Raw genomic sequence first — 14,581 nt, 5'->3', positions numbered from 1 at the left:
CCAGCCGGCCGGCACCATGAAGGCGGTGCCGCGCAGGTCGCGGATGGACTTGATGTCCTCGCCGGCGGCCATGCGGTGGGTCAGGTCGACCAGCGCGCGCTCGGCGTTGCCGAAGATCAGCAGGTCGGCCTTGGAATCGGTCAGCACCGAGCGGCGCACCTTGTCCGACCAGTAGTCGAAGTGGGCGATGCGGCGCAGCGACGCCTCGATCGAGCCGATCACCACCGGCGTGCCGGGATAGGCTTCGCGCACGCGCTGGGCGTAGACGGTGACGGCGCGGTCGGGGCGCTTGTTCGGTTCGCCGTTGGCGGTGTAGGCGTCGTCGGAGCGGATCTTGCGGTCCGACGTGTAGCGGTTGACCATGGAATCCATATTGCCGGCCGTGATGCCGAAATACAGCTTGGGCTTGCCGAGCACGCGGAAGGCGTCGGCCGACAGCCAGTCCGGCTGGCTGATGATGCCGACGCGGAAACCCTGGGCCTCCAGCAAACGGCCGACCAGCGCCATGCCGAAGCTGGGATGGTCGATGTAGGCGTCGCCGGTGATGAGGATGACGTCGCACGCATCCCAGCCCAGCGCATCCATTTCGGCGCGGGACATGGGCAGGAAAGGCGCGACGGCAGCGCGCGCAGACCGCTTGGGAACGGTCGCGAATAAATGGGTAGGGGAGCTCATATCGGCGAGATTGTACCGGAAATGTCGGCGTCCTGCTGATGTCATGCCGTTTTTTTAAGCAGGTATTTTTCAAAAACCTTTTATTTTTCAATAACTTGTAAAAATAATGACGCGACGGCCATATTGCAAGCGATGTCAGAGTCACCTTGCTTTGTCGGCCAGGTTTGCTATAACGAACAGAGAGTCCACTGAGGAGAGTATCATGCGACGCCGCCTGTATTTCATGTTGCCATCGGTCCCGAACGCCCGCGCCATGCTCGACGAACTGCTGCTGGCGCGCATAGAAATCGGCCACATGCGCTTCATGGCGCGCGACGGCGCGCTGGCGCCGGACATGCCGGACGTCAGCTTCTTCCAGAAGACCGATCTGGTCCACGGCGCCCAGCTGGGCATGGTGATCGGCGCCATCGTCGGCCTGGGCGCCGGCATTTTCCTGGAAATGTTCCCGCCCGACGGCTTCAGCCTGCGCACGGCGGCCATTTTGCTCGTCACGCTGGGCGGCGCCCTGTTCGGCGGCTGGGCCTCCGGCATGAACGCGGCGGCGATCCCGAACACGCGGCTGCGGCAGTTCGCGCCGGGGATCGAAGCGGGGCAAGTGTTGTTGATCATCGACGTGCCCTTGCGGCGCGTGGCAGAAATCGAGGAGATGATCGCGCGGCGTCATCCCGAAATCAGCTTTGGCGGTAGCGAACCGCCGATGCTGGCGTTTCCGTAACGCTGGCCGCCCGGCGTCTGACGCGCCGGGATTTAGCAGTGGGGCCGGCCCGGCTTGGGCCGGCCTTTTTTATGGCGCTGCCGCTTCCTCAGATGCCCATGCTGGCGAGGATGGTGCCCAGCTCGCGCAGCGCCGGCTCGATGGCCGGATGCTGGGCCGCGAACTTGGCCGAAATTTCCTGCGTGCGCTCGGCCAGGCCGTAGGTGGTCGTCGACGGCGGCGCGGCGGCGGCGGCGCGGCGTTCCAGCAACAGCTTGATGTCGCCATCGAGCTGCCGCAACAGCTCCAGCAATTCCTCGTCCACCGGCCCGGTCGTGGCCAGTTTGCCGTGCAGGGTTTTCAGTGAGTCTTTCAGCGTGCTGTCCATAGCGTCCCCGTTCAATTGATAAACTGCGTGGCCAGATAGAGTTCTTCGACCCGGGTCCTGGCCCACGGCGTCTTGCGTAAAAATTTCAGGCTGGACTTGATGCTCGGATCGCTGGTGAAGCAATTGATGTCGATACGCTGGGCCAATTGCTCCCAGCCGTAATGCTCGACCAGCCTAGTCAGCAGCGATTCTAAGGTAATACCGTGTAATTCCTGCACACTCATGGCGATGCTCTATCTCTCGGGATAACGACCGCAGTATATACCCAAGTTATACACGCAAACCCGGGCAGCGGCTATCGCGCCACCGGGCTTGCCTACGGCCATGGCCCATCGCGGTCGAGAGCGGAGTCAGACCCCGCATTCAGCGCCGCCGGCTACGGTCCGCGCCCCTACTGCGGGGTCTCGTTTAAACGTCAACGCTACGCTATCGATATGAGCGCCGTCGGCTTAGTTGGCCGTCAAACCGCGCCGCTCGAGCAGCGGCCCGATCTGCGCGTCGCGGCCGCGGAAGGCGCGATACATACTCATCGCATCGACCGTGCCGCCGCGCGACAGCAGCATCTTGCGGAAGTAGTCGCCGTTCTCGCGCTTCATGCCGCCATGCTCCTTGAACCATTCCACGGTATCGGCGTCCAACTTCTCGGCCCACAGATAACCGTAGTAGCCGGCCGAATAGCCGCCCGCGAACACGTGCGAGAAGTAGGTGGTGCGATAGCGCGGCGGTACCGGCGCGAAGTCGACTCCCGCATCCTTGAGCGCGCCGGCCTCGAACGCCAGCACGTCGGTGGGAATCTGGTCCACGCCCAGCTGGTGCCAGCGCTGGTCCAGTATCGACGCCGCCAGATATTCGGTGGTGCGATAGCCTTCGTTGAATTTCTTCGACGCCATCACCTTGTCGAGCAATTCCTGCGGCATGGCCGCGCCGGTCTGGTAGTGCTTGGCGTAATTGCCCAGCACTTCAGGCCAGACCGCCCACATTTCGTTGACCTGCGACGGGAACTCGACGAAGTCGCGCGGCACGCGGGTGCCGGAGAAGCGCGGATATTCGACGTTGGAGAACATGCCGTGCAGCGCGTGGCCGAATTCGTGGAAGATGGTGCGCAACTCGTCGTAGGTCAGCAGCGTCGGCTCGCCGGCGTTCGGCTTCGGTATGTTCAGGTGGTTGGCCACCACCGGACGGGTGCCCATCAGCTTCGACTGCGTCATGTAGGCGTTCATCCACGCGCCGCCGCGCTTGTTGCCGCGCGCATAGTAGTCGCCGATGAAGATGGCCAGCTGCTTGCCGTCGGCGTCGAACACGTCGAACACGCGCACGTCCGGGTCGTAGACCGGCAAGTCCTTGCGCTCCTTGAAGGTCAGGCCGTAGACCTTGTTGGCGGCGTAGAAAACGCCGTTGAACAGCACATTGTTCAACTCGAAATACGGCTTGAGCTGGTTCTGGTCGAAGGCGTAGCGCTGGGCCCGCACCTTGTCGCTGTAGAAGGACCAGTCGGCGGCGTCGACCTTGAAACCGCCGTGTTCGGCGTCGACCACCGCTTGCAGGTCGGCCGCCTCCTTGCGCGCGTTGGCGACGGCCGGCTTGGCGAATTCGGCCAGCAACTGGTTGACGGCGGCCGGATCGTGCGCGGTCTGGTCTTCCAGCGCGTAGGTGGCGTAGTTGGCATAGCCGAGCAGCGCGGCCTTTTCGGCGCGCAGCCGAGCCATCTTCAGCACCACGTCGCGGTTGTCGAATTCGCCGCCGTGGCTGCCGCGCGCCAGCGAGGCCGCCATCAGGCGTTTGCGCACGTCGCGGTTGGTCAAGGCGCCGAGCGAGGCCTGGCCGGTGGTGTTGACGACCGGGATGGCGAACTTGCCGTCGAGGCCGCGCGCCTTGGCCGTCTCGGCCGCCTTGGCGATGGCCTTGTCGGACAGGCCGGCCAGCTCTGCGCGGGTGTCGACGATCAGCGCCGAGGCGTTCGCTTCCTTGAGCAAGTTCTGGCTGAAGGTGGTTTGCAGTTTGGCCAGCTCGGCGTTGTAGGACTTGAGCTGCTCCTTGTCGGCGGCCGACAGTTGGGCGCCGGCGCGCACGAAGTCGGTGTGGTAGCGTTCCAGCAGATAGGCCGACTCGGGGTCCAGGTGCAGCGTGGCGCGGCGCACGTATAGCGACTTGACGCGCGCGTACAGCTTGGGATTCAAATGGATGGCGTCATTGTGGGCGGCCAGCTTGGGCGACAGGTCGCGGTCCAGCGCCTCCATGGCGTCGTTGGTGTTGGCGCCGGACAGGTTGCCGAACACGCTGGCCACGCGCGCGAGCAGCTGGCCCGATTTTTCCATCGCCACGATGGTGTTGGCGAAGGTGGCCGGCTTGGGATTGTTGGCGATGGCGTCGATTTCCAGCGCGTGCTGGCGCATGCCTTCGGCGTAGGCCGGGGCGTAGTCTTCGTTGTGGATCTGGTCGAAGGCCGGGTACTGGAACGGCAGGGTGCTGGCCTGCGCGAAGGGATTCGACGCCGGCAGCTGCGAGGCCGGCGCGGCCTGCACCACGCCGGCGAAGGCCAGCGTCATCGCGCCGGCGGCGGCGATCATCATCATGCGGGGTTTGGACATGGATTTATACTGTATAAATAGTTTAGTTAATTAGGGCGGGGCGTTGGCGATGCGCCGGCGGCAGCGAAATCGGGGTCAAGACCGTGGTCTGACCCCGTAGTGACGCCGGCATCACGCCTGCGCGAATTACTGGCCCGTCAAACCGCGGCGCTCCAGCAACGGCTCGATCTTGGCGTCGCGGCCGCGGAAGTTGCGATACAGTTGCAGCGCGTCGTCGGTGCCGCCGCGCGACAGCAGCTTGGCGCGGAACCAGTCGCCGTTCTTGCGTTGCAGGCCGCCGTTTTCCTTGAACCATTCGACGGTGTCGGCATCGAGCTTTTCCGCCCACAGGTAGGCGTAGTAGCCGGCCGAGTAGCCGCCCGCGAAGGCGTGCGAGAAGTAGGCGGTGCGGTAGCGCGGCGGCACCGGCGCGAAGTCGACGCCCATGTCCTTGAGCGACGCCGTTTCAAACGCCACCACATCGGTCGGCACCTGGGCCGGCGTGAGCTGGTGCCAGCGCTGGTCCAGCAGCGACGCCGCCAGATACTCGGTGGTCAAAAAACCCTGGTTGAATTTTTTCGCGGCCAGCACCTTGTCGAGCAATTCCTTGGGCATAGGCGCGCCGGTCTGGTAGTTGGTGGCGTAGTTGGCCAGCACTTCCGGCCACACGGCCCACATCTCGTTGACCTGCGACGGATATTCGACGAAGTCGCGCGGCACGTTGGTGCCGGCGAAGCGCGGGTACTTCACGTTCGAGAACATGCCGTGCAGCGCGTGGCCGAATTCGTGGAAAGCGGTCTTGACTTCGTCGTAGGTCAGCAGCGTCGGCTCGCCGGCGGCCGGCTTCGGAATGTTCAGGTGGTTGGCGACGACGGAGTGGGTGCCCATCAGCGACGACTGCGACACGTATTCGTCCATCCACGCGCCGCCCTGCTTGTTGCCGCGCGCGTAGTAGTCGCCGATGAAGATGGCCAGCTGCTTGCCGTCGGCGTCGTACACGTCCCAGGTGCGCACGTCCGGATTGTAGACCGGCAGGTCCTTGCGTTCCTTGAAGGTCAGGCCATACAGCTTGTTGGCCGCGTAGAACACGCCCTTGGTCAGCACGTTGTTCAGTTCCAGATAGGGCTTGAGCTGGTTCTCGTCGAACGAGAAGCGCTGCGCCCGCACCTTGTCGGAGTAGAAAGCCCAGTCGGCGGCGTCGACCTGGAAGCCGCCCTTTTCGGCGTCGACCACGGCCTGCAGATCGGCCGCTTCCTTGCGGGCGTTGTTGACGGCCGGCTTGGCCAGCTCGGACAGCAGCTTGTTGACGGTGGCCGTGTCGTGCGCGGTCTGGTCGGCCAGCGAGTAGGCGGCGTAGTTGGCGTAGCCGAGCAGCGTGCCCTTGTCGGCGCGGGCCTTGGCGATTTTCAGCACCACGTCGCGGTTGTCGAATTCGCCGCCGTGGATGCCGCGCGCCAGCGAGGCGGCCATGATGCGTTCGCGCACGGCGCGGTTGGTCAGCACGGCCAATGCCGGCTGGCCCGAGGTGTTGACCAGCGCGATCAGGTATTTGCCGTCCTGGCCCTTGGCCTTGGCTGCGGCGGCGGCGGTGGCGATGGCGGCGTCGGTCATGCCGGCCAGTTCTTCGCGGGTGTCGACCAGCACGGCGTTGGCGTTCAATTCCTTGAGCACGTTCTGGCTGAAGGTCGATTGCAGGGTGGCGATGTCGCCGTTGATGACCTTGAGCTTGGCCTGGTCGGCCGCCGACAGGTTGGCGCCGGCCAGCACGAAGTCGGTGTGGTAGCGCTCGACCAGATGCTTGGACTCGGCGTCCAGGTGCAGCTTGTCGCGCTGGTCGTAGATCGCTTTGACGCGGGCCCACAGTTTGGCGTTCAGGAAGATGGCGTCGCCGTGGGCGGCCAGCTTGGGCGACATGTCGGTGTCGACGGCGTCGAGCGCGTCATCGGTGTTGGCGCCGTGCAGATTGCCGAAGGTGGTCGACACGCGGGTCAGCATCTGGCCCGATTTTTCCATCGCGACGATGGTGTTGTCGAAGGTGGCCGGCTTGCGGTTGTTGGCGATGGCCTCAATTTCCTTGAGCTGGATGCGCATGCCTTCCACGAACGCCGGCGTATAGTCGCTGTCCTTGATCCGGTCGAAGGCCGGGTAGCTGAACGGCAGCGTGCTGGCCTTGACGAAGGGATTCGACGCCAGCGTGGCGGCGCTCGCCGGTGCGGCGGATGCGGCGGACGCGGCGGGGGCCGCATAAGCCATCTGGGTCAGTGCCAGGCCGAGGCTGGCCGCGAGTACGAGCATTTGAGGACGGGACATTTTTACATCTTTCAAAGTACGCCGAGGGATGCGGACGCGGATGACGCCGCACGGGAGCGGTAAATCATAGCAGGCCGACATGGTTGCGTCACCCGCAAAAATCGGCGCGATGGCCGCGGATTGGGGCGTTTGCCATATCGTCGGCGCCGCATCCAGGCCGGCGCGCGACGCCGCCGGGCCAACCGGCGACGGCGCGGCCGGCATACTTCGGCTTAATTTCGGCTTACTTGCCAGTGCCCGTCACCAACACCCAGCAATTGAACTCATTCCGCAAGTGAGGCCCGGCGCGCGTCAACCCGCCGCGCTGCGCGGCAGGCGATATCTCGGGCTGTACGGTGGGGGATAAAGGTTTTGCGTATATCAAGACCAGCGTGTCGCAAATGTGGCGTTTCAGCATCAAGGTGTGCCGGACGTGAAGCCGTCCCGCTTCCGCGCGCGCCAGCACTGGATCACCGGACGGCTATCCTGCCAGCGCCAGCCGCGCTTTACTCAGGGGTTTGATGGCAGCCAATTTCGCCGGCTGCTGACGCACTTCCCACAGGCTGACAGCCTCCTGCATGCGCAGCCAGCTTTCGGGCGTCGTATGCAGCAAGGTGGCCAGGCGCACCGCCATTTCCGGCGTCAGGGTGCGCTTCTCGTGCAGCAATTCGGAAACGGTCAAGCGGCTGACGTCGAGCAGCCGGGCCAATTCGGTTTGCGTCATCGCCAGGGCCGGCAGCACATCCTCGCGCAACACGGCGCCAGGGTGGGTCGGACGGCGACGCGCATCACGTAACGATTTCATCAGTGATAATCCTCCAGATTGACATCGACGGCGTCCTCGTCCTCGAAGCGAAACGTCAGGCGCCAGTTGGCCGAGACGTTGATGGCATACATACCTTGGCGGCCGCCTTTCAACGCATGAAATTTATAACCAGGAATGTCCATGTCCTCAGGTCTCGCGCATTGATCGAGGCGGTCCAGCATCCTCAGTATACGCTGCGCGAATCGCGCCGGGATGCCGCGATGATCGTCGTGGACGAAAAACCTCAGCAAGCCTTTGTGCCGTATTGAGCGGATCATGATGTCATCCATGGGATTACATCGTAATTTACCGGATGACACCCGCGAGGTGCTTGCGCTAGCTCACGTCAAGGTCGGCGCGCCGTATCAGTAATGCGGCGGCCGGTCGTTGGCGATGCCGCCGCTCTGCGGCTGTTCGCGCAGGCGTTGCGCCAGCGCCAGCAGGGTCTGCTCCAACTTGTCGATCTGCTGCTGCTGCTCGTAGACGCGCTGATTCAGCGACTGCAGCAGATCTTCCTGGTAGGCCACTTTAATTTCTATGTCGATGAAACGGTCTTCGCTGTCCACGGGGTGCTCCTCATTGCAAAGCCGGCATTCTACGCCTTCGGGGTGTTGAGCAATTCCTTCATGCGCGCCAGCCGCTCTTTCGGCGTCAGCACTTCGGACTCCATCGGCACGGCCGTGCCGACATCGAGCTCCATCTCCTTGATGAAGCGCGACACGTCGCAGTGGACGTGCTCGCCGGCGCGCTTGCGCTTCTTGCACCACGTCACGGTCAGCGTGCGCTGCGCGCGCGTGATGCCGACGTACATCAGCCGCCGCTCCTCCTGGATGCGCGCGCCTATGGTCTCGGCAGGCGCGTCCGGGTCGCCCTTGTGCGGCAAGATGCCTTCCTCGACGCCGACCAGGAACACGTGCGGAAACTCCAGCCCCTTGGACGCGTGCAGGGTCGACATGCGCACCTGGTCCGGCTCCTCGTCCTGGCCTTCGAGCATGGACATCAGCGCCACCATCTGGCTCAGCTCCAGCACGTTCTTTTCCTCGCCGTCGCGCTCCTTGCCGCCGCGGCCGCGCTCCTTGAGCCAGTTGGTGAATTCGATCACGTTCTGCCACTTGCCCTGGGCGGCGCGCTCATCGAACATATCGTAGAGATAGGATTCGTAATTGATCGCTTCCATCAAGTCGTCCAGCACCTGCGCCGCGTTGTCTCCGCTGCCGCTCGGGCCGGGCCGGCTGGCGCGCGATTCGAGGTCGTTGATGAAGTTGCAGAACTGGCGCAGCGGCACCAGTTGCCGGTCGTTCAGCTTGCCCTCGATGCCGCCCTTGAACACGGCTTCGAACAGCGAGCACTGCCACTGTCCCGAGAAGGTGCCCAGCGCTTCGAGCGTCGACTGGCCGACGCCACGGCGCGGCGTGGTCACGGCGCGGATGAAGGCCGGGTCGTCGTCGGTGTTGGTCAGCAGGCGCAGATAGCTGATGATGTCCTTGATTTCGGCCTTGTCGAAGAAACTCTGGCCGCCCGAAATCGAATACGGAATGCGCTCCTTGCGCAGGCACTGTTCGATGATGCGCGCCTGGTGGTTGCCGCGATACAGGATGGCGTAGTCGGACCAGTGGTTCTTGCGCTCGAAATGGTCGGCCGAAATCATGATGGCGACCTGCTCCGCTTCCTGCTCGTCGTTGGCCATGCCGAGCACCTTGATCGGCTCGCCCAGGCCGTGCTCGGACCACAGCGACTTCTCGAACAATTTCGGATTGTTGCCGATGACGGCGTTGGCCGCCTGCAAAATGCGCGTCGTCGAGCGGTAGTTCTGCTCCAGCTTGATGACTTCCAGGTCGGGGAAATCGGTCTGCAAGGTTTTCAGGTTCTCGACCGAGGCGCCGCGCCACGCGTAGATGGCCTGGTCGTCGTCGCCGACGGCCGTGAACATGGGCTTCTTGCCGACGCCGGTCACCAGCAGCTTGACCAGCTCGTACTGGCAGGTGTTGGTGTCCTGGTACTCATCCATCAGCAAATAGCGCAGGCGGCGCTGCCATTTGTCGCGGATCGGCTCATTATGGCGGAACAGTTCGACCGGCAGCCGTATCAAATCGTCGAAATCGACGGCCTGATACGCCGACAGCGTCGCCACATAGCTGCGGTAGATGCGCGCGGCCTGGGCCTCGTCCTCGTCCTTGGCCTGCTGCAGCGCGACCTCGGGATCGACCAGGCCGTTCTTCCACAGCGAAATCGCGGTCTGGATGCGGCGTATCAGCTGCTTGTCGGTGGTGATGGCCAGATCCTGCACCAGCGAAGCGCAGTCGTCGCTGTCCATGATGGAAAAGCGGTCCTTGAGGCCGACGCCGCGCGCTTCCTGGCGCAGAATCTTCACCCCCAGCGAGTGGAAGGTCGACACCGTCAGCTGCTTGGCCTGCTTGGGCTGCTTGAGCAGCTTGGCGATACGCTCCTGCATTTCCAGCGCGGCCTTGTTGGTGAACGTCAGCGCGGCGATGGTGCGCGGATCGTAGCCGCGGTCCTCGATCAAATGGGCGATTTTCTGCGTAATCACGCGCGTCTTGCCCGAACCGGCGCCAGCCAGCACCAGGCACGGCCCGTCCAGATAGGCGACGGCGGCGCTCTGCGGGACGTTCAGGCCGTACATGGGATGAGATTGGACATTGTTTCCGGAGCGGGTGAGGTAGACACTGGGATGGCAAGCGGCCATTGTACCGTGCCGCTTTGCTTGCCGGACGCCGGCATTGATATCGGCCGTTTCGGTAATATATACAGACATTGCGTTACCATTGTGCCTGGGGCGCAATGGCGCCCTTCCCATTTTGACGGCTGCACATCATGAAATTTGAACATTTAATCGAAATCAACGATCCGCTCAATCCGCTGATCGACACCCTGACCGTGGAGCAAATGTGGCGCGGCCTGATGCTGCGCGCCGAGTCGCCGAAACTGTTCGTGCCCCACCTGGACGAGTGCACGCTGGGCGAGCGCGACGAAAGCGGCTTCAGCCGCAGCCTGCGTTACGGCGAGCTGGTCATCAACGACCGCGTGACGCTGCATCCGATGCGCCAGGTGCGCTACGACGTCGCGCCGCAAAAAGACATCAGCGCCTCCAGCCTGACGATGACCATCGAAACGCCGGGCTCCGATGCGCTCTACGTGCGCTTTGAATATGACGACGGCAGCGACGAGGCGACCGATGCGGCCAACGCCATGTACGATGAATTCCGCCGCTCCGCCTATCAGGAGTCAGATATCGATACGATACGCATCTTGCGCGAGATGGCCGAGCAAGGCCGTCTGAACAGCCGGCTCAACTAAGCGCAACTAAGCGCAACTAAGCTGACCCAAGCTGAACCCGACCGGCGCGGCTAGGGGCTGGCCGCGCGGCCCCAGATCAGTTCCATCCGCAGCGGCGCCGGCGAGGGATTAGCGGCCAGCACGTTGCGTATCGTGTGCAGCGTGCCCGTCTTGCGGCGCAAATAGACATCGAGCGGCGCGCCGCGCGGTCCGACCACGCTGTCGACATAGGGCGTGGTCGAGCTGAGTCCCTTGCGCGCGACGATGCCGATTTCGCCGTTGCTCAGCTGCACGCAAGTGCCGACCGGATAAATTCCCAGCTCACGTATCAGGCCGGCGCCCAGTTGGGCGTCCACCGTGACGCCGGCCTGTAGCAAAATTTCACGCAACGCCAGGTTGGGCCGCAGCGGCGCGCGGAAGACGCGGGCCGACACCTGGGCGCAATAACGGTCGGCCAGCGCGATCAGCTTGGCGCCCAGCGGAATGTCGGCGCCGCTCCGGCCGGCGGGATAGCCGCTGCCGTCGTCGTTTTCATGGTGCGCCAGCACGCAATCGAGGCTGTGCTCATCGTCGACGCCGGCCCGGCGCAGCAAGGCCACGCTGGCGTAGGGGTGCTGGCGGATATGGGCGCGGTCCGCGGCGGACAAGGGCAGGCGGCTGGCGTGCGAGCGTTCGTGCTGGTCGAACATGCCGACATTCATCGTCAACGCGGCCAGGCAGATGCTGCGCAACATGGCCGCCGGCACATCGAGACTGCGCGCGATCAGGTAAGCGACCACGGCCGTATCGACGCTGTGGCGCACCGCGTACGCCGCCGTCTGATTGTGCAAGATGCAGGCGATAGCGACATCGGCGTCCAACTCCGCCGCTTCGACCACCAATCTCACCACTTCATCCAATCGGCGCCGGGTGTCGCGGGTGGCGTTCGCGTTGGCGATGGCGCTCAGCAGTAATTGCAATTCCAGTTGCGCCGCATTGAGTTTGCGCAACACCGACGGCGGCTCCTTGCTGTCGGCCTCTATGCTGTCGTCCTGATAGATGCCGCGTTCGATCAAGGCGGCTATCTGCGACGGACTGGAAATCAGATAGCCCTTGCGCGCGAGCAGGCGGCCGTTATCGCCGTGCACATCCCATGGAATCAACATCCCCAGCCGCACGTCGGCCGGGGTGACCTTGCGTATTTCCACTGCCGTCTCCGTGATCGCCGCCCTTGCAACAGAGGCGATACAGAGTATGCCGACAGCGTATGCGTGCTAGATGTTTTTCATTAATAAATATTGCCCAATAGCACAGCATATCGCGTCCACGGCCATCTTGCCGGCGCGACGTGTAAGGAGTTGTATTTTTGCCGCATCCGGCCCAGCTCAGGTGCCGGGAGCGACGTTTTCGCAGGCGCTGACGGCGGCCGGCGGTTCTTGCGACAAATGGTGTTCCAGGTCGCGCAGCGCCGTGCGCACTCCCTCTTCCACCACCGGATGATAAAACGGCATTTGCAGCATGGCCGCGACCGTCAACCCGGCCTGGCAAGCCCAGGCCAGTAAATGGCTCAGATGTTCGGCGCGCGGGCCGGTCATCTCGGCGCCGAGGAAGCGGCCGGTGCCGAATTCGCCGTAGACGCGCAACATGCCGTGGTTTTGCAACATGACCCGGCTGCGGCCCTGGTTTTCAAACGACACCGCGCCGATGGCGAAGCGGCCACTGTGCGAAATGCACAACTCCTTGTAACTCGCGCCTAATGTCGCTATCTGCGGCTCGCTGAACGCGATCGCCAGCGGCGTGCGCCGCAAGCCCGGCTCCACGTCGGGATAGCGCGCGGCGTTGTCGCCGGCGATGCGGCCCTGGTCGGCCGCTTCCGGCAGCACGGGCCGCTCGTGGTCGGCGTCGCCGGCGATAAAGATGGCGCTGTCGCCGCACTGCATGGTGTGCTTGTTGTAGAGCGGAATACCGAAGCGATCCAGCGCCAGCCCCGTCTTTTCCAGCCCGATATGGTCGAGATTGGGCTTGCGGCCTATCGCCGACAGCAGATAACTGAAATATTCGGTGCGCTCATGGCCGTCTCCGTCGCGGCTGAGCACGGCCAGCTGCTCGCCCTCCTGCCGCACGGCGATCACCTGGGTCTGGAAGCGCAGATCGAGTTCCTGCGACAAGGCGCGGGCGGCGACGTCGCGCACCACGGGGTCGCTCAGCTGGGCGACGCTGCCGCCACGGGCGAAGATGGTCACACGCACGCCCAGCCGGTGCAGCGCCTGCCCCAGCTCCAGGCCGATGACGCCGCTGCCGGCCACGGCGACCGAGGCCGGCAAATCGGTCCAGTCGAACACGCCTTCGTTGGAAATAACGCGATCTCCGGCCTTTTTCCACTCTTCCGGCATGATCGGGGCCGAACCGCTCGCAATCACAATGCGCTCCACGTGGATCAGCGTATGCTCGTCCACCTGCAGCAGGCGCGCGCCGATAAACCGGGCATGGCCGACTATCTTGTCTTGCGCCGGTATGCTGTCGACGCCTTCGAGGACGAAGCCGACAAAGCGGTCACGCTCGCTGCGCACGCGCGCCATCACGGCCGCGCCGTCGACCCGCAGCGGTCCCGCGTGCACGCCGAAAGCGGGCGCCGCCGTGATGGCGTGGGCCGCCTCGGCCGCCGCGATCAACAATTTGCTGGGCATGCAGCCGACACGGGCGCAGGTGGTGCCGTACTGCCCGCTTTCGATCAGCACGGCGCGCTTGCCGCCCATGCGCGCGGCGCGGTAAGCCGTCAGGCCGGCGGTGCCGGCGCCGATCACGGCGACGTCGGTGTGTAAGGTCTGCATGTCACTCTCCATGGCGCCGCTGGCGGGCGCGGCAAATTATTTCCATCAGCGATACTACACCAACTGAATCGCGTTTTACTTTGAAGCAAAACCGCATTAGTATTGCTTATCTATTTTATTTTTTATAAGTTCAGCTTATGGCAAATCTCGACTATCGCGCCCTGATCGTGCTTGACGCGGTCGCCAGCCACGGCAGCTTCGAGAAAGCCGCGCTGGCCCTGGGCATCAGCCAGTCGGCCGTGTCGCAGCGGATCAAGGCGCTGGAAGACGCCAGCGGCCGCCTGCTGATCGTGCGCGGCCAGCCGGCCGTGCCGACCGGGCTGGGCCAGCGCCTGATTTCCCACCACCGTAGCGTGAAGCTGATGGAAGCGTCGCTCGACATCGACCTCGGCAGGCGCGTCAGCATGCCCGAGATCGCGCTGGCGGTCGACGCGGCCAGCCTGTCGACGTGGTTCCCGCACAGCCTGGCTCCGCTGCTGTCGCCGCCGCGCTGCCAGCTCGACGTGCGCGTCGCCGAGCAGGAAACGGCGCTGCAACTGTTGCGCCAGGGTAGCGTGTTCGGCTGCATCGCGGCGCAAGCGGCGTCTCAGCCGGGCGCCGCTGAACCAGGTATCGGCTCGGGCAACGGCCCGGCGATCACGCCGCTGGGCTTGATGCGCTATGTCTGCGTGGCGACGCCGAGGTTCGCCGGCCACTGGTTCGGCGACGGTTTCGGGGCCGAGGCGGTACAGCTGGCGCCGGCCGTGGTCAGCGACCGCGGCTTGATGGCGCGTTTCCTGGCCCACAGCCTGGACGTCCACGGCGCCTTCCCGCACCACACCATGCCGCTGTCGGCCGCTCTGAACCATTGCATAGACGCCAGCCTGGGCTACGGCCTGATGCCGCTGGCGCTGGCGGCGGACGCGCTGGCCAGCGACCGCCTGGTCGACCTGGCGCCCGGCCGCCACCTCGACGTGGCGCTGAACTGGCACGCCTGGAACCTCGATACGCCGTTCATGCGCGCCCTGTCCGAGCAGATCGTCACCACGGCGCGCCGCCATCTGCTGCAAACCTAGGCCA

General features: G+C 64.2%; 13 protein-coding genes and 1 pseudogene. 3 read left to right on the top strand and 11 right to left on the bottom strand.

The genetic code is table 11. The features are described from left to right. Positions 1-600: pseudogene (locus Q0S71_RS10380) on the bottom strand (YgiQ family radical SAM protein); the annotation flags it as partial. A gap of 277 nt (positions 601-877) precedes the next feature. Here Q0S71_RS10380 and Q0S71_RS10375 point away from each other — a divergent pair. Then, positions 878-1,390 (top strand): DUF1269 domain-containing protein, encoded by a 513-nt coding sequence (locus tag Q0S71_RS10375; RefSeq protein WP_295994588.1) that lies wholly within the window; start codon positions 878-880, stop codon positions 1,388-1,390. A gap of 88 nt (positions 1,391-1,478) precedes the next feature. Here the strand turns inward: Q0S71_RS10375 and Q0S71_RS10370 are convergent, their stop codons facing one another. The 8 genes from Q0S71_RS10370 to Q0S71_RS10335 all read right to left on the bottom strand — a co-directional run bounded on the left by Q0S71_RS10370 (position 1,479) and on the right by Q0S71_RS10335 (position 10,059). Beyond that, entirely contained in the window at positions 1,479-1,757 is a 279-nt protein-coding gene (locus Q0S71_RS10370) for a DUF4404 family protein (protein WP_295994585.1), read from the bottom strand. 11 nt (positions 1,758-1,768) lie between these two features. Beyond that, a complete protein-coding gene (locus Q0S71_RS10365) occupies positions 1,769-1,981 on the bottom strand; it encodes a VF530 family protein (RefSeq protein WP_295994583.1) in 213 nt (70 codons plus the stop codon). Between the two features lie 225 nt (positions 1,982-2,206). Continuing rightward, a complete protein-coding gene (locus Q0S71_RS10360) occupies positions 2,207-4,345 on the bottom strand; it encodes a M3 family metallopeptidase (RefSeq protein ID WP_295994580.1) in 2,139 nt (712 codons plus the stop codon). A 126-nt stretch (positions 4,346-4,471) separates the two neighbouring features. After that, positions 4,472-6,634 carry a M3 family metallopeptidase gene (locus Q0S71_RS10355; protein ID WP_295994577.1) on the bottom strand — a complete coding sequence of 721 codons (2,163 nt, stop codon included), beginning with the start codon at positions 6,632-6,634 and terminating at the stop codon, positions 4,472-4,474. Positions 6,635-7,094: 460 nt separating this feature from the next. Next, the gene (locus Q0S71_RS10350) at positions 7,095-7,418 is read right to left on the bottom strand and encodes a HigA family addiction module antitoxin (RefSeq protein ID WP_295994574.1); all 324 of its coding nucleotides are present in this window, start codon (positions 7,416-7,418) and stop codon (positions 7,095-7,097) included. Continuing rightward, positions 7,418-7,708, bottom strand: coding sequence for a type II toxin-antitoxin system RelE/ParE family toxin (locus Q0S71_RS10345; RefSeq protein ID WP_295994571.1), 291 nt, complete (start codon positions 7,706-7,708; stop codon positions 7,418-7,420). The genes Q0S71_RS10350 and Q0S71_RS10345 overlap by 1 nt, the downstream gene beginning before the upstream one ends. Positions 7,709-7,783: 75 nt before the next feature. Further along, positions 7,784-7,984 carry a SlyX family protein gene (locus Q0S71_RS10340; RefSeq protein ID WP_295994567.1) on the bottom strand — a complete coding sequence of 67 codons (201 nt, stop codon included), beginning with the start codon at positions 7,982-7,984 and terminating at the stop codon, positions 7,784-7,786. A gap of 29 nt (positions 7,985-8,013) precedes the next feature. Then, a complete protein-coding gene (locus Q0S71_RS10335; RefSeq protein WP_295994566.1) occupies positions 8,014-10,059 on the bottom strand; it encodes a UvrD-helicase domain-containing protein in 2,046 nt (681 codons plus the stop codon). A gap of 191 nt (positions 10,060-10,250) precedes the next feature. On the opposite strand from Q0S71_RS10335, the gene Q0S71_RS10330 reads away from it, so the two are divergent. Further along, positions 10,251-10,733, top strand: a complete 483-nt coding sequence (locus tag Q0S71_RS10330) for an SRPBCC family protein (RefSeq protein WP_295994562.1) — start codon at positions 10,251-10,253, stop codon at positions 10,731-10,733. 50 nt (positions 10,734-10,783) lie between these two features. Here Q0S71_RS10330 and Q0S71_RS10325 read toward each other — a convergent pair whose 3' ends face one another. Then, the gene (locus tag Q0S71_RS10325; RefSeq protein WP_295994559.1) at positions 10,784-11,899 is read right to left on the bottom strand and encodes an HD domain-containing phosphohydrolase; all 1,116 of its coding nucleotides are present in this window, start codon (positions 11,897-11,899) and stop codon (positions 10,784-10,786) included. A 177-nt stretch (positions 11,900-12,076) separates the two neighbouring features. Then, positions 12,077-13,522 (bottom strand): dihydrolipoyl dehydrogenase, encoded by a 1,446-nt coding sequence (locus tag Q0S71_RS10320; RefSeq protein ID WP_295994557.1) that lies wholly within the window; start codon positions 13,520-13,522, stop codon positions 12,077-12,079. 137 nt (positions 13,523-13,659) lie between these two features. Between Q0S71_RS10320 and Q0S71_RS10315 the strand changes: the two genes are divergently transcribed. Then, the gene (locus Q0S71_RS10315; RefSeq protein WP_295994554.1) at positions 13,660-14,577 is read left to right on the top strand and encodes an ArgP/LysG family DNA-binding transcriptional regulator; all 918 of its coding nucleotides are present in this window, start codon (positions 13,660-13,662) and stop codon (positions 14,575-14,577) included. Positions 14,578-14,581 lie beyond the last annotated feature (4 nt).

Source organism: Rugamonas sp. (genome assembly GCF_025354735.1).
GTDB lineage: Bacteria > Pseudomonadota > Gammaproteobacteria > Burkholderiales > Burkholderiaceae_D > Rugamonas.
This window is presented reverse-complemented; position numbering and strand designations above follow the sequence as displayed.